The sequence below is a fragment of the Bradyrhizobium sp. 27S5 genome, assembly GCF_037217225.1.
Lineage (GTDB): Bacteria > Pseudomonadota > Alphaproteobacteria > Rhizobiales > Xanthobacteraceae > Bradyrhizobium > Bradyrhizobium septentrionale.
Genome location: NZ_CP147714.1, coordinates 4478066 through 4497440, shown reverse-complemented (window position 1 = coordinate 4497440; position 19375 = coordinate 4478066). Strand labels below are relative to the sequence as shown.

Genomic DNA, 19375 nt, shown 5'->3' with positions numbered 1-19375 from the left:
ACCGAACAAGCTGTTTGAGCGTGCAAATGACGACGAGGCGAGTACGCCGCTACTCAAAATCCGCCGGCGTCAGCGCGATCGGCTTGCCGTGCGGGGTGCGGTCGGCGGCGCGGTCCCAGGCGTCGCGGTAGCGGTGCAGGGTCTCTGGTGTCGTGACGCCCTTGGCGGCGACGAGGTGTTCGAGCGTCGCCAGCCAATGCTGGTAATAGGTCTCCCCGGTGTCGGGATCGCCGGCGGCCTGCGCGCGCTTGATCTGATCGGCGAGCGCCGCGGCCCATTCGCTCCAGGTGAACACGCCGCGGTCATGCAGGCTCAACGCCATCGCAAACGCCTGGGCTTCCCAGGGCGCGCGGAACACCGGACCGTCCTGATCGCGGGGAATGCTGGATACGGCGCTGGTGGCGCGGGCTGCGGCGGTCGCATCCATCACACCGCCTCCAGATACGGCTCGAACGCGTCGATCGACACCTTGAGGGCCGGATCGGAGTCCGCTCCCCACAGTTCGCGTCCATCGAACACGACGGTGTACAGCCATTGCGGATGCTCGCCGGCATCGTTCGCCACCGTATCGGGAAACACGTGACAGCCATGATCGCGTTCGACTACCCCGACATGACCGCGCACATAGCGCGGCAGCCGCGTGTGGGTGGCGGGATGGATGTTCTTCGCCCGCACCCGATCGCCGGCCTTGAACTTCGCGGCCCCCGGTGCCGCGCGGCCGAACTTGCCGCGCACCATGATGCGCTCGACATCGGCCATCGAGAACTTGCCGTGCTTGAGCGGCTTCGCCGGCGCGACGGAACGTCCGGCGGCGACGTCGTCCTCCGAGATGAAGCCCTTGGCGAGCAGCAGGGCCTCGAGCCCGAGCAGCCATTTCCTGTAATAGGAGCTCGAAAGATAGACCTGCGGGGGCAGGGTTTCGCGATAGAAGCGCGATGCGTCGATGTTGAAGGCGCCGGCCGCACCCATCGCGCGGACCATCGCGAGCACCCGCGATTCCCATTCTTCATGGAACATCGGCTCGTTCGGCTCGGGCTCGACCTTGCCGAACCCGTCCATGCCGCCCATGTCGTGGACGCCGTTCACGACGGGGCTCCCGGCGTTTTCGGGAATCCCGTGCCGATCATGGAATCCCGCGTCACGAGTTCGGCGAGCTGTTCCTCGCTCCAGCCCTCGGTGCCTGCGGGCCGCATCGGCAGCACGAGGAAGCGCGTCTCCGCGGTCGAATCCCACACCCGGATCTCGATGTCCTTCGGCAGGCTGACGCCGAAATCGGCGAGCACGCCGCGCGGATCCTTGACCGCGCGCGAGCGATACGGCGAGGCCTTGTACCAGACCGGCGGCAGCCCAAGCATTTCCCAAGGGTAACAGGAGCACAATGTGCAGACGACCATGTTGTGACGGCCAGGCGTGTTCTCGATCGCGACCAGATGGTCGCCGACCCGGCTGACATGGCCGAGGGTGCCGACCGCCTTGGTGGCGTCCTCGAGCAGCGCCTTCCTGAAGGCGGGATCGGTCCAGGCCTTGGCGACGACCCGGGCGCCGTTATGCGGGCCGATCTTTGTCTCATAGGCCTGCACGATGGCATCGAGTGCGGCCGGCTCGACATAGCCCTTCTCGGTCAGGATCGATTCCAGCGCGCGGACGCGCAGTTCGGTCTCCGACAGGTCGGAATGGTCGTGATCGTGGTGGTGGTGATCATGTTCGCTCATGCCCACAGAATAGGCGAAACGGGCGTGCTATGTCGAGGCAAGCAGTACACAACAATGCGAGCAGGGAGGTATGCGTGGTTGATGATGTGACGATCGAGAAGGGCCTTGGACCGGAGGGCCGCATCGCGGTGGTGCGGTTCGACCGCGGCGACGGTATCAACGCGCTGTCGCCGGAAGCGCTGCGGCAGCTGACCGATGCCGCGCGCAGTTTTGAGGACGACGGCGGAACCTCGGTGGTCGTGCTGACCGGCGGCGCCAAATCGTTCAGCGCCGGCTTCGACCTGAAGGACCCCGAAGGACGTTTGCGCCAGACCATGGACATGGGCACGCTGCGCCGGCACCTCAAGCTCGGGCCGCGGTTGACGCGCGCCTGGCAGGACATGGAGCAGGTCACGATCGGCGCGATCGAGGGCTTCTGCGTCGGCGGAGGTGTGGCGCTCGCGGTCGCGCTGGATTTCCGCGTCATGGCGCGCGATGCGCATCTGCGCGTGCCGGAGATCGCGCTCGGCATGAACATGAGCTGGCAGAGCGTGCCGCGCATGCTGCATCTGATGGGCCCGGCGCGCACCAAGCAGGCGGTGATCCTGGCCGACGACCGCATCTCGGCCGACCAGGCCTATGAATGGGGCCTGGTGGAGCAGGTGAGCGATGCCGGCAAATCCTATGACGCCGCGATGGCGCTCGCGGCCAAGGTCGCCGCCCAGCCGCCGATTTCGGTGGCGATGACCAAGCTGACGGTCAACCGGCTGGCGCATGCGCTCGACGATCTCGCCAGCCACATGGATCTCGACCAGTTCGCGCTGGCGAGCCTGACCGAAGACCACAAGGAGGGCGTCGCGGCGTTCCTCGGGCGGCGGCCCCCACGCTTCAGGGGGCGCTGACGCGCATTGTCTTACGATTGTTGCGCCAGTATCGGACAACCACAGGAAGTTTGGCACAATTGCGAGGTCGCGCGATGTCGAGAACGGTCGTTGCATCGGGCTGGTTCCTGGGCGCCTTGTTGGGCTGGCTTGCCGCCATTGCGCTTCACCCGACCGCGGCGTCGGCCTGGGGCTATGAGGGCCATCGCGTCGTCGGTGCGATCGCCGACCAATTGCTCAAGCCCGCCGCGAAGGCGAAGGTCCAGCAACTCCTCAACGAGGGCGACACGGATGGCATCGACCTGCGCAAGTCCGGACCCTGGCTCGATTGCGTGAAGAGCGTCGTCCGTCACGATGACGGCCGCTTTCATTACGAGGTCGACCCCGAACATCTCGACTACGAAGTGCCCTGCACGCCGTTCAACTCGGCGCGGGAGAGGGGGCGGATGGTGGATTATCCCGCCCGCAACTGGTCGACCTGCTCCTACAAGCCCGACGGCTTCGAGCGCGGTTGTCACAACACCTTCCATTTCGTCGATGTCGCGATCCAGCGCGGCGCCTTCGACCGCAGCTTCCAGGGGACCAATCCGAACGATCTGGTCGCGGCGATCAGCGCCGCCATCGCAGTACTTCAGGACAAGCCGATCCCGCCGCCATTCCCGTTCTCGATCAAGGACAAGAAGGAGGCGCTGCTGCTGCTCGCGCATCTGATCGGCGACCTGCACCAGCCGTTGCATGTCGGCTCGGTCTATCTCGATCCCAACGGACAGCCGGTCGACCCGGACGTTAGTCACCAGGTCGATCCCGGGAGCGATACGATCGGCGGCAATGCGATCCAGGATGGCGTCGCGGTCCCGTTCCAGACCATCAACCTGCACCATGAATGGGACGACATCCCGACCGACCTCCGCGATGCCGCGACGGGTGAACTGATCGACGCGGCGAAGGCCGTCCCGGCGAGCCCGGGTACGCCGGACGGTTGGCCGGCGGCCTGGGCGACCGACACGCTGCTGGTCGCGCATGATGCGTTCAAGGGCCTGAGCTTCGGCCCGACGTCGCCGCCGGTGCAGTCCAAATGGATCGTCAATTTCGACAGCCACATGGACTATCTGCAGGCCGCCGACGCGATCAAGCGCCGGCAACTCGCCAAGGGCGGGGCGAGGTTGGCCGAACTGCTGAATGCAATATGGCCGTGAGGGGTAGCCCAACCATACATCCGAATAGCCACCGGCGCTCCTTGCTTTCGCGCCTATGCGATTGCTTAATCGAGGAAATCCGCGCGAACGGCGCTGCTGTTCGTCGGACACAATAGACTTGCGCGCATGAGCGCCTCTGCGATCGGAATGCAGGTATGACGTCTGACTGCTGCCCTGAGCTCGACTTTGGCCAAGCTTCCGGCGCGGGCAGGGAGCCAGCATTGCTCACTCCGAGCTATTTGGACAAGGCCCTCGAGCTGCGAGCCGGGATCATCATGCCGGTTCTCGAGAGTGATGGCTTGGAGGTTCTGGCCTTCACGCTCGATGTGGAGCCGGACATCGTTCGCGCGACAGGCGTTTGCGTCAACGACGAGGAGCGTCGGCGCGCCGCGGGGTTGAGGCTGGAGCGCGACCGCCGCCGCTTTGTTGTGGCCCGCGGCCAGCTGCGCCGGGTCCTCGCTTCCAGACTGGGACTCTCGCCGTCCGACGTCGAGTTCGAATATGGACCGCTGGGCAAACCTCGGCTCTCGCACCGCATGCCCTCCCGCGATTTGCGCTTCAGCGTCTCGCGATCCGGAGATATGGGGGCCATCGCCCTCTCGACCACGCAAGAGGTCGGGGTGGACATCGAGGCAGTGCTCCCTGTGCCCGAAGCGGACGAGGTCGCAGCGCTCTGCTTTTCCACCTCCGAGTACGAGTCCTACACCGCCCTTGGTCCGGAAGGCCGCCTGGAAGGCTTCTTCCGGCGTTGGACCCGGCTGGAGGCTATCTCCAAGGCCCTGGGGTGCGGCTTGGGGCAGCCCATTTCCTGGGATGAAAAGGATTGGCTTGTTCGAAGATTCGTACCTCGAAGTGGGTATATCGGGAGCGTGGTCATCCGGAACTGGCGTTCGCGCGATGTCACGATGCACTAAACGAGGTGTCTCCGCGAATTCCATTGGACTGCACGGGAGTTCATTCGGGACGGCCCTATGTCAGCGAACTTGATGCAGTTTTCGGAGCTTCTCGCAGACCTGGCGGTCAAGGACATCAAGGTCTGGGTGGAAGGCGACCGGCTGCGCTGCAACGCTCCGGCGGGCGCACTGACGGCGGAGCTTCGCGGGCAGTTGCAAGACCGGAAGGGCGAGATCATCGCGTTTCTGAACATGGCCACGGCAGCGGCCACGCAGCAGCCTGCAATCATCCCCCTGCAGTCGCGCGGCACACGCACGCCGATTTACGCCGTGCCCGGCCATGTCGGCGCCCCCTTCACATTCTCGGACCTGTCGAAGCACCTGGGCGGCGATCAACCTTTCTACGCACTCCAACCGACCGGCTACGACGGGCAGAGCGAGCCGATGGACCGCGTCGAAGATATCGCCGAGGACTTCGCCTGCCAGATCGTCGAATTTCAGCCGACCGGTCCGTACATCATCGCCGGTTATTGCTCCGGCGCTCCAACAGCTTTCGAACTGGCGAAAATCCTGGGACGCCGCGGCGCAGAGGTCCCATGCATTGCGCTGTTTGGCCCGCTTCATCCCACCACCTATCAGGAACTGCCGCGTTGGCTGTATTTCTCAGCCAGGGAAACCGCCGAAGCGTTGCTGCGAGAGATGGCGAAGCTGCCGACATTCAGCGCTCGTCTGCGATATTTCGGCAGCCGCGTTCGCGAGCGTTTCCGCGCCCTCGGAAGCAAACAACCGGTCGCGACAGATCCGGTGCTGGCGAGCAGAGCTCGGCTCAAATCGACGGCGCTCTCGGCTTTTCAGCGGTACGATCCTACTCCGTATTCGGGTCGGGTCTGCATATTCCTTCCGAACAAGGCCTGGCTGCGATCGGGCGCGGGACCGCGCCGATGGCTTCGCGTGGTGCCCAATGCCGAATTTTATTTTGGGCCCGAGGGCTGTCACGCAGCCTCCATGCTCGAGGACCCCGAAGCGCCGGCCATCGCAGAGCTTTATCGCAAGGCCAAGATTTGAACGATTGACGTGTGATTTGATTATTTGATTTGCCCGATTGGAGCGTAGTCATGAATGAAGTCCTGCCCATTGTGGAGGAGGGCGTAGCGCTTCCCCTGCAGAAGGATGCCGATCATCAGGCGCTGGTTGTCGAGTACAACGCCACGGCGGCGCACTACCCGTCAGACCGGACGATCATCGATCTCTTTCGCGACCAGGTGACGCGCAGCCCTGACGCCGAAGCGATCCGCTTCGGCGATGTAGCGCTGACCTACCGGCAGCTCGACGAACGCTCCAATCAGATGGCCGCGCATTTGAGCTCGACCGGCGTGGCGCCGGGCCGGATTGCCGTTGTGTTCATGGAACACTCCATTGAGGTCGTTGTCGCGATCCTGGGCGTGCTGAAGTCCGGCGCAGCCTATGTGCCGGTGGATGCGGCGACGCCGAAGGGGCGCATCGCAACAATCCTGAAGGACATCTCCAACGGCACCGACGGGCGGGCGCCGGTGGCGATCACGCAAGCGCGCCTGCAATCCGTCATTTCCCCCGATCTCGCCGATATTTTCGTGCTCGACGCCGATTTCGGCTCGATTTTGAATCAGCCGGACTCAGCCCGGCCGTCCGCTGCCACGCCGGACGGCACCGCCTATATCATCTTCACCTCCGGCTCGACCGGCACCCCGAAGGGCGTCGAGATCGCGCACCGGAGCCTGGTGAACTACATCTGGTGGGCCGCTCGGGTCTACAGTTCCGGCGAACCTCTCGCATGGCCGCTGTTCTCATCTCTCGCCTTCGACCTGACCGTCACAACGCTCTTCACGCCGCTCATCACCGGCGGCCGCATCGTGGTCTATCTTGGCGATCCCGGCGTGCAGAACATGGTCGCGCTCAAGGTGGTCGACGACAATGCGGTCGACATCATGAAGCTGACGCCGGCGCATCTCGCGATGATCCGCGACCGCGATCTCGAGACCACAAGACTTCGCAAGTTCATCGTGGGCGGCGAGGACTTCAAGACCGAGTTGGCTCGCGACATCACGAAAGCCATCCCACATCCGGTCGAGATCTACAACGAGTACGGACCAACCGAAGCCACGGTGGGCTGCATGATTCACCGTTTCGACATCGAGCGCGATCAATCCGCATCGGTGCCGATCGGCGTGCCGGCCGCCAATGCGGGAATCTACGTCCTCAGCGAAACCTATCAGCCCACCGGCACCGGCATCATCGGCGAGATGTTCATTGCCGGCGACGGTCTCGCGAGAGGTTATTTCAATCGCCCTGACCTGACCGACGAGCGCTTCCGTACCGCCATCGATCCTCGAGACGGATACTCGAAGCTGCGGCTCTACAAGACGGGCGATCTCGCCCGCTGGAGCCCGGAAGGGCGCCTGGAATTTCTCGGCCGCGCCGATCATCAGGTGAAGGTCGGCGGTGCGCGTATCGAGCTGGGCGAGATCGAAGCGCGGCTTCTCAAGCACCCGCAGGTGCAGGAATGCGCCGTCGCTGTCATCGAACCGTCGGCGGCCGAAGGCGGCATCGCACGACTTGCGGCCTACTATGTCTCGTCGAAACCTCTGACGGTGGCGGATCTGCGCGCCCACCTCGCCGAAGAGCTGTTGGAGGCGATGATTCCGACGCACTGTGTTCGCCTTGAACGGATGCCACTCACGCCCAACGGCAAGGTCGACCGCGCCTCGCTTCCCGAGCCGACGGCGGAAAACATCCAGCCGGCACAGGAATTCGTCGCTCCCTCGACAGAGACCGAGAAGACATTGGCCGCGCTGTGGTGCGATCTCCTGAAGGTCAAGTCGATCGGACGTCACGACAACTTCTTCGATCTGGGCGGCGAGTCGCTGCTGGTGGTCCGGACGGTGGCGCGCATGCGAAAGACTTTTGGCGTCGACGTGCAACTGCGCAACCTGTTCGAGCGCCCGACACTGGCCGAACTGGCGGAAGTGATCGACGGAATGCGCTGGCTGGTCGACTCCGATGCCGCCGCACCTTCGGCGGGACCGAGAGAGGAAATCGAACTCTAGCTGCTGGCAGAGAGCGGACAAACACGATGGACAAAGCTTGGGTGCCGCCGCAAGGACCGGGACTGCCTTGGATGGCGGCGGAGTATGAGCTGTTGCGGGACCAGGTCCGCCGGTTCGTCGAGGAGGAGATCAAGCCCTGTGCGGATCGCTGGGAAGAGGAGGGGTTCATTCCCCGTCCGGTCCTGCGCCGCATGGGCGAACTCGGCTTCTTCGGCATCCGTTACCCGGCCGAATATGGCGGTGCCGAGATGGACGCGGTCGCGTCAACGGTCTTCGCCGAGGAGCTCGGGCGCTCGACCTATGGCGGCGTTGCCGACGCGATGCTGGTCCAGGCCGACATGGCGTCGGTGTATGTCTTTCACGACGGGACCAAAGCCCAGCGGGCCCGCTGGATGCCGGGCATTGTCAGCGGCGAGGTGATCACCGCGGTCGCCATCACGGAGCCGGATGCCGGCTCAGACGTCAAGGCCATCCGCACGCGCGCGGTGCGAGAAGGCGACTCTTACATCCTCAACGGCACCAAGCTCTACATCACGAACGGCGTCCACGCCGATCTCTACTGCGTCGCCGCCAAGACCAATCCCGCGGCAGGAGGCAACGGGATCACGATGTTCCTGGTCGAGAAAGGTACGCCGGGCTTTACCGTCGGACGCGTGCTGGACAAGCAGGGCTGGCGCTCCTCCGACACCGCGGAGCTCGTGTTCGACGGTTGCCGGATCCCCGCCGAGAACGTGCTGGGCGCGGAGGGGCAGGGCTTCTACTCCATCATGCGCAACTTCCAGAACGAGCGCCTAGTCCTCTCCGCCATGGCGATCGGGATGGCCGAGGCAGCGATCGATATGACCCTCACCTACGTGAAGACCCGCCGCGCCTTCGGCGGCGTCCTGTGGGATATGCAGGCGATCCGCCAGCGTCTGGCGATGCTCTCCGCGAAGGTGGAGGCAAACCGCGGGTTCCTCTATGCCACTGCCTGGCGCATGGCGGCCGACGACGATTGCCTGCGCGAGATCTCGATGCTGAAGGCGATCTGTGCCGAACTCGTCAACGAGGTCGCGTATGCCTGCGTGCAGTTCCACGGCGCCATGGGCGTCATGCGCGAGACCCCAATCGAGCGCATCGCGCGTGACGCGCGCGTGCTGCCCATTGCCGGCGGCGCGACGGAGGTGATGCTCGAGGTGATCGCGTCGATGTCGTGAACCTCATGCGACACCAAGGAGATCGGGAGAGGTCGCGGAGGGCATCCAGCCGCGGTGCTTCGTTCAATGGCGAGTGCCGGGGTCCGACGCTGTTCGGACCCCGCCACGGCGTAAACCCCGTATCCGTAATTCGCATAAGGTATATTATGGAATATTTATATCTACAATTAGATCAGATATTTAGTGGGAAATCTTCGCACCAGTCCGCAAGTTAGCGCCGTCCCGAGGGCCGTCCGACGATCCGTTTGGTTTGCTCCCAGGCCGCAGCGATCCACGGCCGCGCGTCTCGTCTGAAAGCCGATATTGCCGCGGCGTACGGACGCTGCAATAAGCCCCAGCTGTGCAGAGATCGCTGGTGACCCCGCGGCATCAGGTCCGTATAGGATGGCATCTCAGAACAACAACAAGCCTCTCTTGGGAGAAACCAATGAGCTTTTCACGACGCACGCTACTGAAGGTCTCAGCCGCTTCCGCCGTCCTGGGCGGGATTGGCGCGCCCTATGTCGCGCGCGCCCAGTCGGCCGAGTTCTCTTACAAGTTCGCCAACAACCTGCCGGAGTCGCATCCGTTCGTGGCGCGTGCCCGGGAGATGGCCGCAGCGATCAAGACCGAGACCAACGGCCGGTTTGACCTGCAGGTGTTCCCGAACAGCCAGCTCGGTTCCGATACCGACATGCTGAGCCAGGTGCGCTCCGGCGGTGTCGAGTTCTTCACGCTGTCCGGCCTGATCCTGGCGACCCTGGTGCCGGCGGCCTCGATCAACGGCATCGGCTTCGCATTCCCTGACTATCCCACGGTCTGGAAGGCCATGGACGGCGAGCTCGGCGCCTATGTGCGCGGCGAGATCAACAAGGCCGGCCTCGAGGTCATGGACAAGATCTGGGACAACGGCTTCCGCCAGACCACGTCGTCGACCAAGCCGATCAACGGTCCGGACGATCTCAAGGGCTTCAAGATCCGCGTGCCGGTGTCGCCTCTGTGGACCTCGATGTTCAAGGCGTTCGATGCATCGCCCGCCTCGATCAATTTCAGCGAGGTCTATTCGGCGCTGCAGACCAAGATCGTCGAAGGCCAGGAGAATCCGCTGGCGCTGATCTCGGCCGCGAAGCTGTACGAGGTGCAGAAGTACTGCTCGCTGACCAACCACATGTGGGACGGCTTCTGGTTCCTGATGAACCGTCGTGCCTGGGCGGCTCTGCCCGACGATATCAAGACCATCGTCGCCAAGAACGTCAACGCGGCGGCCGTCAAGGAGCGCGAGGACACCGAGAAGCTGAACGCCACCGTGAAGCAGGAGCTCGCGGGCAAGGGGCTCATGTTCAACCAGCCCGAGGTTGGACCGTTCCGCGACAAGCTGCGCGCCGCCGGCTTCTACGCCGAGTGGAAGGGCAAGTACGGCGACAAGGCCTGGGACCTGCTCGAGAAGTCGGTCGGCAAACTGTCCTGATCGATCAAGCGGGAGGCTTGCCATGGCTCATGTCGAGATGACGCCGGCCGTGGCCGGCGAGGCGGCGTCGCAGCCCCCTCGCCGCCGCTCCGTACTCGGTTCCATCGAGGCCGCCCTCGGGTTGCTGGTGGAAATACGGCGGCGATCCTTGTGGTCGCCGAGGTCGTCATCCTGTTCGCCGGCGTGGTGGCGCGCTACGTGCTCCATGCGCCGCTGATCTGGTCGGACGAGCTGGCGTCGATCCTGTTCCTGTGGCTTGCCATGCTGGGCTCGGCGGTCGCGTTCCGCCGCGGCGAGCACATGCGGATGACGGCGCTGGTCGCGAGCGCCGGACCGCGGCTCTGCGCCTATCTGGACGTGGTCGCGACCTGCGCCGCGCTGGCCTTCCTGATCCTGATCGTGCGGCCGGCTTATGAATACGCCTACGAGGAAAGCTTCATCACGACGCCGGCGCTGCAGATCTCCAACACCTGGCGCGCCGCAGCGCTGCCGGTCGGCACCTGCCTGATGGCGCTGTTTGCGCTGTTGCGGCTGGCGCGGGTCGGCGAGTTCAAGACCTTCCTGCTGGCCGCGCTCACCGTGGCGGCGTTGATCGGGGTGTTCTGGCTGGCGCAGCCGATGCTGCGGCCGCTCGGCAACCTCAATCTGATCATCTTCTTCGTCGGCGTGGTCGGCTTCTGCGTGTTCGCCGGCGTGCCGATCGGCTTTGCCTTCGGCATGGCGATCTTCGGCTATCTGGCGCTGACGACGCGGACGCCGCTGATGGTGCTGGTCGGCCGGATGGACGAGGGCATGAGCCACCTGATCCTGTTGTCGGTGCCGCTGTTCGTCTTCCTCGGCCTCCTGATCGAGATGACCGGCATGGCGCGCGCGATGGTGGCGTTCCTGGCGAGCCTGCTCGGACATGTCCGCGGCGGCCTGCATTACGTGCTGGTCGGCGCGATGTACCTGGTCTCGGGCATCTCCGGATCGAAGGCCGCCGACATGGCGGCCGTCGCACCCGTGCTGTTCCCGGAAATGAAGGAGCGCGGCGCCAAGCCGGGCGATCTCGTCGCCCTGCTCGCCGCCACCGGCGCGCAAACCGAAACCATTCCGCCGAGCCTGGTGCTGATCACGATCGGTTCGGTCACCGGCGTCTCGATCTCGGCGCTGTTCACCGGCGGCCTGCTGCCGGGCGTGGTGCTGGCGATCACGCTGTCCGGGCTTGTGTGGTGGCGCTACCGCGGCGAGGACCTCAGCCACGTCCAGCGCGCCACCGGCAGCGAGATCGGCAAGGCGCTGGTGTTCGCCCTGCCCGCATTGGCCCTGCCCTTCGTGATCCGCTATGCCGTGGTCGAAGGCATCGCGACCGCGACCGAAGTCTCGACGATCGGCATCGTCTACGCCTTCGTCATCGGCCTTCTGATCTACCGCAAGTTCAACTGGCGGCGGCTGTTGCCGATGCTGATCGACACGGCCTGCCTGTCGGGCGCGATCCTCTTCATCATCGGCACCGCGACCGGCATGGCTTGGGGCCTGACCCAGTCCGGCTTCTCGCGGGCGCTGGCGGCGTCGATGGCCGGGCTGCCCGGCGGTCCGGCGACCTTCATCGCGGTCTCGATCCTGGCCTTCGTGATCCTCGGCAGCGTGCTCGAGGGCATTCCGGCGATCGTGCTGTTCGGGCCGCTGCTGTTTCCGATTGCGCGCCAGGTTGGCGTCCACGAGGTGCACTACGCCATGATCATCATCCTGGCGATGGGCATCGGATTGTTCGCGCCGCCGTTCGGCGTCGGCTATTATGCCGCCTGCGCCATCGGGCGCGTCGATGCGGCCGAGGGTATCCGGCCGATCTGGGGCTACATGCTGGCGCTGTTGATCGGCCTGATCATCGTCGCCATCTTCCCCTGGATATCGATCGGTTTCCTCTAAGCACCTTGCGGATGGGATAGAGCCATGAGTGCAGCTCAAAACCAGTACACGATCGGCTTGGACAAGACGCCTGCCAACTACGTGCCGCTGACCCCGCTGAGCTTCCTGGCGCGCTCGGCCGCGGTCTATCCCGACCATGTCAGCGCGGTCTATGAGGGCCGCAGCTTCACCTGGAAAGAGACCTACGAGCGCTGCAAGCGCTTTGCGGCCTATCTCGTCGGCCACGGCATCGGCCATGGCGACACGGTCGCGGCGATGCTGCCGAACATTCCGGCGATGAACGAGCTGCATTTCGCGGTGCCGATGACCGGCGCAGTGCTGAACGCGCTCAACATCCGCCTCGACGCGGCGTCGATCGCGTTCCAGCTCGACCATGGCAGCGCAAAGATCATCCTGGTCGATCCCGAATTCTCGGGCGTGATCGCGGAAGCCTTGACCCTGATGAAGGGCCCGAAACCGTTCGTGATCGACGTTGATGACGCTGCGTTTGCCGGCGGCAAGCGGATCGGCGAGATCGAGTATGAGGCGGCGGTGGCGTCAGGCGATCCTGGCTTCGTGGAGCGGCCGCCGGCCGACGAATGGGATGCGATCGCGCTGAGCTATACGTCGGGCACGACGGGCAATCCGAAGGGCGTCGTCACCCATCACCGCGGCGCCTATCTCAACGCGGTCAGCAATATCCTTGCCGGCAATCTCGGCCAGCATCCGGTCTATCTCTGGACGCTGCCGATGTTCCACTGCAACGGCTGGTGCTTCCCCTGGACGATCGCGGCGACCGCCGGCGTCAATGTCTGCCTGCGCAAGGTTGATCCTGGCAAGATCTTCGAACTGATCCCGGAGCACGGCGTCACCCACATGTGCGGCGCGCCGATCGTCTACAACACGCTGATCAACGCGCCGGGTGCGCCCACGGGCGGCAAGGCCAAGCCGGTCGTCGGCCTGATCGCGGGCGCGGCGCCGCCGGTTGCAGTGCTCGAAGGCGCCGAGCGCATCGGCATCAAGCTCACTCATGTTTACGGGCTGACCGAAGTCTATGGCCCCGCCTCCGTCTGCGCCGAGCAGCCGGGCTGGGACGAATTGTCGGCTGATGCGCGCGCGCAGCTGAAGCGGCGTCAGGGCGTGTCCTATCCGCTGCAGGAAGGCGTCACGGTGCTCGATCCCGAGACCATGCGCGAGGTGCCGCGCGACGGCGAGACCATCGGCGAAGTCATGTTCCGCGGCAACATCGTGATGAAGGGCTACCTGAAAAACGAGAAGGCGACGCAGGAAGCCTTCGCCGGCGGCTGGTTTCACACCGGCGATCTCGGCGTGCTCGACGAGCACGGCTACGTCATCATCAAGGATCGCTCCAAGGACATCATCATCTCCGGCGGCGAGAACGTCTCTTCGGTCGAGGTCGAGGACATCCTCTACAAGCACCCGGCCGTGCTATTCGCGGCTGTTGTCGCCAAGCCGGACCCGAAATGGGGCGAAGTGCCCTGCGCCTTCATCGAGCTGAAGGACGGCGCCAAGGCGACCGAGGCCGAGATTATCTCCTATTGCCGCGAGCACATGTCGGGTTTCAAGACGCCGAAATCAGTGGTGTTCGGCGTGATCCCGAAGACCTCAACCGGCAAGATCCAGAAATTCCTGCTGCGCAACGAGGTCGGCTCGGCGAAGGCGATCTCGGCCTGAGCTTTCAGCTCGCCCGATCAAGCGTCAGGCGCATGCCGTCATAGGCCGGGATCACGCCGGCCTGCAGGCTCTGCCGCAGCACCTCATAGTCGAGGTCGGAATGCAGGTTGGTGAGGACCGCCTGCTTCGGCTTGAAGCGATCGATCCATGACAGCGCATCGGCCAAGCTGAAATGGCTCGGATGAGGTGCATAGCGCAAGGCATCGACGATCCAGAGGTCGAGGCCTTCGAGTACCGGCCAGCTCTCCTTGGGGATGTCGTGCAGATCGGGCGTGTAGGCGGCGTCGCCAATGCGGTAGCCGAGCGCCGGAATCCGGCCGTGCTGCACCAGGAAGGCCTCGAGCTTCAGCGGGCCGCCCCTCCCTTGCACCGTATGGCTCTCGCCGGCCTCGATCGAATGCCGGGTCAGGATCGGCGGATAGTCGCTGCCTTCCGGCGAGATGAAGCAATAGGAGAACCGCGCCATGATGTCCTTGGCGGTCGACTGGTTGAAGTAGACCGGGATGCGGCGGCGCTGATGCAGCACCACCGAGCGCAAATCGTCGATGCCGTGGGTCTGGTCGGCATGCTCATGGGTCAGGAACACGGCGTCGATATGTTCGACATTGCCGTCGATCAGCTGCTCGCGCAGGTCGGGCGAGGTATCGATCACGACCCGCGTGGTGCCGTGCTCCATAGTGCGCTCGGCCATGATCGAGCAGCGGCGGCGGCGATTCCTGGGATTGTTGGGATCGCACGCGCCCCAGCCGAGCGCCGGGCGCGGCACGCCGGCGGAAGAGCCGCAGCCCAAAATTGTCAGTGTCAGCGTCATGCAGCAACCTTCGGCGCCGGCACCTTGGAGAACAGCCGGAAGAAGTTTTCAGTGGTCTGCCGCGAGATCTCCTCCAGCGAAACGCCGCGGGTTTCGGCGAGCACCTTGGCGACCTCGACGACATAGGACGGCTCGTTGCGCTTGCCGCGGAATTTTCCGGGCGCAAGATACGGCGCGTCGGTCTCGACCATGATGCGGTCGGCCGGCAGCTCGGCCGCCAGCGCGCGCAGGGTGTCCGACTTTTTGAAGGTCAGGATGCCCGTAAACGAGATCGACAGCCCGAGCGCAATCGCCTTCATCGCGAGCTCGCGGCCGCCGGTGTAGCAGTGCAGCACGGCCTTGAACGGCCCCTTCGCGACCTCCTCCTCCAGGATGCGGCCGCAATCCTCGTCGGCCTCCCTGGTATGGATGACGAGCGGCAGACCGGTTACGCGCGCTGCGGCGATGTGCGCACGAAAGCCGCGCGCCTGCGCCTCGCGCGAACCATGCTCGTAGAAATAGTCGAGCCCCGCCTCGCCGAGCGCGACCACCTTCGGATGCTTCGTCAGCTCGATCAGTTCGCTCGAGGGAATGCCATCCTCTTCATCGGCGTGATGCGGATGGGTGCCGACCGAACAGTAGACGTCGGGAAAGCGCTCCGTGATCGCAAGCAGGCCGCCGAGCCGCTTCACCCGGGTCGAGATCGTGACGATGCGGCCGATGCCGGCGGCTTCGGCGCGTCCGACGATCCCGTCGAGATCGTCGGCGAAATCAGGGAAATCGAGATGGCAGTGACTGTCGACCAGCATGAATTTCGAACCGCTCACTCGGTCTTCGGTTCCACATAGCGTGGGAACACGCCGACCGGCGCCGGCAGAACCGTCCTGGGCCTGATCCGCTCGGCAATCGCCGCAAAGCTGCGCGCGTCCGCGGGGACGCCGAGGCTATCGAGCATCTTGGCACAGGATTCGGGCATCACGGCCTGCGCCATGATCGCGATCTGCCGCACGACTTCGGCGGTGACATAGAGCACCGTCTTCTGGCGCGCAGGATCGGTCTTCGCCAGCGCCCACGGCGCCTCGCCCGCAAAGTAGCGGTTGGCCTCGGCGACCACGGCCCAGACCGTGTTGAGCCATTGATGGATCTGCTGCGTCGCCATCGCGGTCCGCGACGTCTCCAGCATGGCGTCGGCCTGCGCCAGGATCGACTTGTCGCTCTCGCTGAACTCGCCGGGCTCCGGCAGCACGCCGCCAAGCTGCTTTGCGATCATCGACAACGAGCGCTGCGCGAGATTGCCGAAATCATTGGCGAGGTCGGCATTGATGCGCGCGACGATCGCCTCGTGGTTGTAGTTGCCGTCCTGGCCGAACGGCACCTCGCGCAGGAAGAAGTAGCGCACCTGGTCAACGCCGTACTGGTTCGCCAGATTGAAGGGATCGACCACGTTGCCGACCGACTTCGACATCTTCTCGCCCCTGTTGAACAGGAAGCCGTGCGCATAGACCCGCTTCTGCAAGGGGATGCCGGCCGACATCAGGAAGGCCGGCCAGTACACCGCGTGGAAGCGGATGATGTCCTTGCCGATGATGTGAACGTCGGCCGGCCAGTAGCGCCAGCGCTCATCACTCTCGTCGGGATAGCCGACGCCGGTGATGTAGTTGGTCAGCGCGTCGACCCAGACATACATCACATGCTCGGGATCCTCGGGGACCTTGACGCCCCAGTCGAACGTGGTGCGCGAGATCGAGAGGTCCTTCAGCCCGCCCCGCACGAAGCTCATCACTTCGTTACGGCGGGAATCCGGGCCAATGAAATCGGGCTGGCTCTCATAAAGGTGCAAGAGCTTGTCCTGGTAGGCCGAGAGCTTGAAGAAGTAGCTCTTCTCCTCGACCCATTCGACCGGCGTGCCCTGCGGGCCGCGGCGGACGTTGTCTTCACCGACAGTGGTTTCATCCGCGGCGTAATAGGCCTCATCGCGCACCGAATACCAGCCGGCATAGGCGTCGATATAGATGTCGCCATTGTCCTGCATGCGGCGCCAGATTTCCTGTACCGACTTGTGGTGAGCAGGTTCAGATGTGCGGATGAAGCGGTCGAACGAGACATTGAGCCGCTCGTCCATCTCCTTGAAACGCGCGGCGTTGCGGGTCGCGAGATCGAACGGCGTCATCCCCTCGCCCTGCGCGGTCTGGATCATCTTCTGTCCGTGCTCGTCGGTGCCGGTCAGGAAGAACACGTCCTTGCCGTCGAGCCGCTGGAAGCGCGCCAGTGCATCAGTCGCGATCGCCTCATAGGCGTGGCCGATATGCGGCTGGCCGTTCGGATAGGCGATCGCGGTCGTGATGTAGAAAGCGTTGCCGCGGTCCGCGGCGGGTGCCGAGACGGATGCAGGCGCCGGAGCCGCAGCCGGTTTGGGTTGCTTCGGCGCACGAACCGTTGCCGCTTTCGGGGCCTTCTCGGCAGCCGGGGGCTTCGGAGGAGCTGGCTTCTTTGCAGCCGGTGCCACGGCCGCTGCGGCCGCCTTTTTCGGCGGAGCCTTAGCGGCCTTCGCGGCAGCCCTCTTGGTTGTCTTTTTCGCGGCTTTCTTGACGGTCTTTTTAGCGGCCTTCTTCGTCGCCGACTTCTTGGCTCCCGTCTTGGCCTTGACCGCCTTCTTCACCTTCTTGGTAACGCGCCCACCCTTCTTGGCGGCACTCGACTTCGCGGTGGCTTTGCTGGACGCGCGAGCGGGCGATGCTTTCTTCGTCTTCTTGGCCTTCTTCGACGATTTCTTGTTAGCGGTCGCCACCACGGAATCCTTTGCAGATCGAAACGAGATTGTCGGGAGTGTTGTCAGACAGATGTGTTTTCAGACGAGTGTGTTGTCAGACAGGTGTGTCTTCAGACGGGTGTCTATCGGGTCGCTTCCGCGAGCATCGAAAACACCGAGAAAACCAGCGGCTTGCGCTCCAGATTGTAGGCTTCGGTATCGCGTGCGGCGCGGACGACCTTTTCCCATACCTCCGCCAGCCGTGCAAGGCGCGGCAGATTGGCATTGGTATCGCCACTGCGCATGCGCTCGCTCATCCAGCGATCGATGCCGTCGATGAAAGCGGCGAGCGCGACGCGGTCGCTGGTGCCGAGCGCGTCACCCAGCGCATGCAGCTCGCGCGGATCGACGCTCGGCAGCGTCGCGAGCAGCGCAGCCGTGCGCTGCTGTAGCTTGAGCGCGTCGCCGCCGAGCAGCGCCAGCGCCCGCCCGACGCTGCCCTCGGAGGCGGCCGCGGCTTCAGCCAGCGCAGGATCGTCGGCGGCCATGTCGGTTGCGGCCGAGGCCGCGCGCACCACGTCGCCCGTCTCCAGCGGCCGCAGCAGCAATTTGCGGCAGCGGGACAGGATGGTCGGCAGCACCCGGGACGGCGCGTGGCTCACTAGGAGGAACAGCGACTGCTGCGGCGGCTCCTCGAGGATCTTCAGCAGCGCGTTCGCGGCGTTGGGATTGAGCTCGTCGACGGTGTCGACGATGCAGACACGCCAGCCATCGACTGCGGCGGTCGAGCCGAAGAACGAGATCGTCTCCCGCGTCTCGTCGACGGTGATCACGGTTCGCATCACGCCGCGGTCATTGAGGCCCCGCTCCAGCACCAGCAGCCCGCCATGTGCGCCAGCCGTGATCTGGCGCGCCACCGGATCGGCGGGATCAACCCGCAACGTCGGCGCCGCCTGAACCTGGGATGACTTCGGATTGCGGAACGCGAGCACGAACCGCGCCATGCGGTAGGCCAGCGTCGCCTTGCCGATGCCTTGCGCGCCGCCGATCAGCCAGGCATGCGGAATTCGTCCGCTGCGATAGGCATCGAGCAAGGCGGTCTCCGCCTCGCGATGCCCGAACAGATCGGGCGTTGCGCGCGGATGCCGGGCCGCAATCTCCTGTTCGACCTTGCGCGCGCTCATGCGGGACTGTCCGCCGTGAACGTCGAGCGCAAATGTTCGCGCAGCGCGGCCCATATCCTGCCCGCGACCGTATCAGGGTCGGCCGTGGCATCGATCAGAACGCAGCGTTGCGGGTCTTCGGCCGCGATCCTTTGGTACGCTTCGCGCAAATCCTGATGGAACTTGATGCCCTCGGCCTCGAAGCGATCGGCCGTGGCATCGCCGCGGCGCGCGGCGGCGCGTTGCAGCCCGACCTCGACCGGCACGTCGAGGATGAAGGTCAAATCGGGCTTCAGATCGCCGATGGTGACGCGCTGCATGGCGTTGACGAGGCCGGGCAGCACCTGCCCGAGCTGGCCCTGATAGGCGCGCGTGGAATCGAAGAAGCGATCGCACAATACCCAGATGCCGTGATTGAGCGCCGGCAGGATCACGGTGCGGACATGATCGTCGCGGGCGGCGGCAAACAGCAGCGTTTCGGCGTCCGGTCCGAGCAGCTTGCCCATCCCCGACAGGACGAGATGGCGGATGATCTCCGCTCCCGGCGAGCCGCCGGGCTCGCGGGTCACGATCGCGCGCAGCTTGGCGGCATCGAGGCGTTCGGCGAGCTTGCGGATCTGGGTGGATTTGCCCGACCCCTCGCCGCCCTCAAAGGTGATGAAGCGACCGCGCAAGCTCGGCCGTTCGGCTGCTGCTTCCGTCAT

At 64.7% G+C, this 19375-nt stretch carries 16 protein-coding genes and 1 pseudogene; 9 read left to right on the top strand and 8 right to left on the bottom strand.

The window, feature by feature from the left end; genetic code table 11:
- Positions 1–49 precede the first annotated feature (49 nt).
- Genes WDM24_RS20885 through nthA form a run of 3 tightly spaced genes read right to left on the bottom strand, consistent with a single transcriptional unit; the run spans position 50 to position 1712 of the window.
- On the bottom strand, positions 50–427 hold the full coding sequence (locus WDM24_RS20885; RefSeq protein ID WP_029081798.1) for a nitrile hydratase accessory protein: 378 nt from the start codon (positions 425–427) through the stop codon (positions 50–52).
- Positions 427–1086 carry a nitrile hydratase subunit beta gene (gene nthB, locus WDM24_RS20880; RefSeq protein ID WP_338832304.1) on the bottom strand — a complete coding sequence of 220 codons (660 nt, stop codon included), beginning with the start codon at positions 1084–1086 and terminating at the stop codon, positions 427–429. The genes WDM24_RS20885 and nthB overlap by 1 nt, the downstream gene beginning before the upstream one ends.
- Entirely contained in the window at positions 1083–1712 is a 630-nt protein-coding gene (gene nthA / locus WDM24_RS20875; protein WP_166295434.1) for a nitrile hydratase subunit alpha, read from the bottom strand. The genes nthB and nthA overlap by 4 nt, the downstream gene beginning before the upstream one ends.
- A gap of 74 nt (positions 1713–1786) precedes the next feature.
- Here nthA and WDM24_RS20870 point away from each other — a divergent pair, with 74 nt between their 5' ends.
- The 9 genes and pseudogenes from WDM24_RS20870 to WDM24_RS20830 all read left to right on the top strand — a co-directional run bounded on the left by WDM24_RS20870 (position 1787) and on the right by WDM24_RS20830 (position 13969).
- A complete protein-coding gene (locus WDM24_RS20870) occupies positions 1787–2593 on the top strand; it encodes an enoyl-CoA hydratase/isomerase family protein (RefSeq protein WP_338832303.1) in 807 nt (268 codons plus the stop codon).
- A gap of 74 nt (positions 2594–2667) precedes the next feature.
- Entirely contained in the window at positions 2668–3768 is a 1101-nt protein-coding gene (locus WDM24_RS20865; protein WP_338832302.1) for a S1/P1 nuclease, read from the top strand.
- A 221-nt stretch (positions 3769–3989) separates the two neighbouring features.
- Positions 3990–4682, top strand: a complete 693-nt coding sequence (locus tag WDM24_RS20860) for a 4'-phosphopantetheinyl transferase family protein (protein ID WP_338832301.1) — start codon at positions 3990–3992, stop codon at positions 4680–4682.
- A gap of 57 nt (positions 4683–4739) precedes the next feature.
- On the top strand, positions 4740–5726 hold the full coding sequence (locus tag WDM24_RS20855) for a thioesterase domain-containing protein (protein ID WP_338832300.1): 987 nt from the start codon (positions 4740–4742) through the stop codon (positions 5724–5726).
- A 50-nt stretch (positions 5727–5776) separates the two neighbouring features.
- Positions 5777–7744 carry a non-ribosomal peptide synthetase gene (locus WDM24_RS20850; protein WP_338832299.1) on the top strand — a complete coding sequence of 656 codons (1968 nt, stop codon included), beginning with the start codon at positions 5777–5779 and terminating at the stop codon, positions 7742–7744.
- A gap of 26 nt (positions 7745–7770) precedes the next feature.
- Positions 7771–8940, top strand: a complete 1170-nt coding sequence (locus tag WDM24_RS20845; protein ID WP_338832298.1) for an acyl-CoA dehydrogenase family protein — start codon at positions 7771–7773, stop codon at positions 8938–8940.
- Positions 8941–9367: 427 nt separating this feature from the next.
- Positions 9368–10387, top strand: a complete 1020-nt coding sequence (locus tag WDM24_RS20840; RefSeq protein WP_338832297.1) for a TRAP transporter substrate-binding protein — start codon at positions 9368–9370, stop codon at positions 10385–10387.
- Between the two features lie 22 nt (positions 10388–10409).
- Positions 10410–12295, top strand: a pseudogene (locus tag WDM24_RS20835) (TRAP transporter large permease subunit).
- 24 nt (positions 12296–12319) lie between these two features.
- A complete protein-coding gene (locus WDM24_RS20830; protein WP_338832296.1) occupies positions 12320–13969 on the top strand; it encodes an acyl-CoA synthetase in 1650 nt (549 codons plus the stop codon).
- Between the two features lie 4 nt (positions 13970–13973).
- On the opposite strand, the gene WDM24_RS20825 is transcribed toward WDM24_RS20830, so the two are convergent.
- The 5 genes from WDM24_RS20825 to tmk form a co-directional block, all read right to left on the bottom strand.
- Positions 13974–14780 (bottom strand): MBL fold metallo-hydrolase, encoded by an 807-nt coding sequence (locus WDM24_RS20825; RefSeq protein ID WP_338832295.1) that lies wholly within the window; start codon positions 14778–14780, stop codon positions 13974–13976.
- Positions 14777–15568, bottom strand: a complete 792-nt coding sequence (locus WDM24_RS20820) for a TatD family hydrolase (RefSeq protein WP_338832423.1) — start codon at positions 15566–15568, stop codon at positions 14777–14779. The genes WDM24_RS20825 and WDM24_RS20820 overlap by 4 nt, the downstream gene beginning before the upstream one ends.
- 14 nt (positions 15569–15582) lie before the next feature.
- The gene (metG, locus tag WDM24_RS20815; RefSeq protein WP_338832294.1) at positions 15583–17547 is read right to left on the bottom strand and encodes a methionine--tRNA ligase; all 1965 of its coding nucleotides are present in this window, start codon (positions 17545–17547) and stop codon (positions 15583–15585) included.
- A 104-nt stretch (positions 17548–17651) separates the two neighbouring features.
- Positions 17652–18692 (bottom strand): DNA polymerase III subunit delta', encoded by a 1041-nt coding sequence (locus WDM24_RS20810; RefSeq protein WP_338832293.1) that lies wholly within the window; start codon positions 18690–18692, stop codon positions 17652–17654.
- The gene (gene tmk / locus WDM24_RS20805; RefSeq protein ID WP_338832292.1) at positions 18689–19375 is read right to left on the bottom strand and encodes a dTMP kinase; all 687 of its coding nucleotides are present in this window, start codon (positions 19373–19375) and stop codon (positions 18689–18691) included. Before tmk ends, WDM24_RS20810 begins: the two co-directional genes overlap by 4 nt.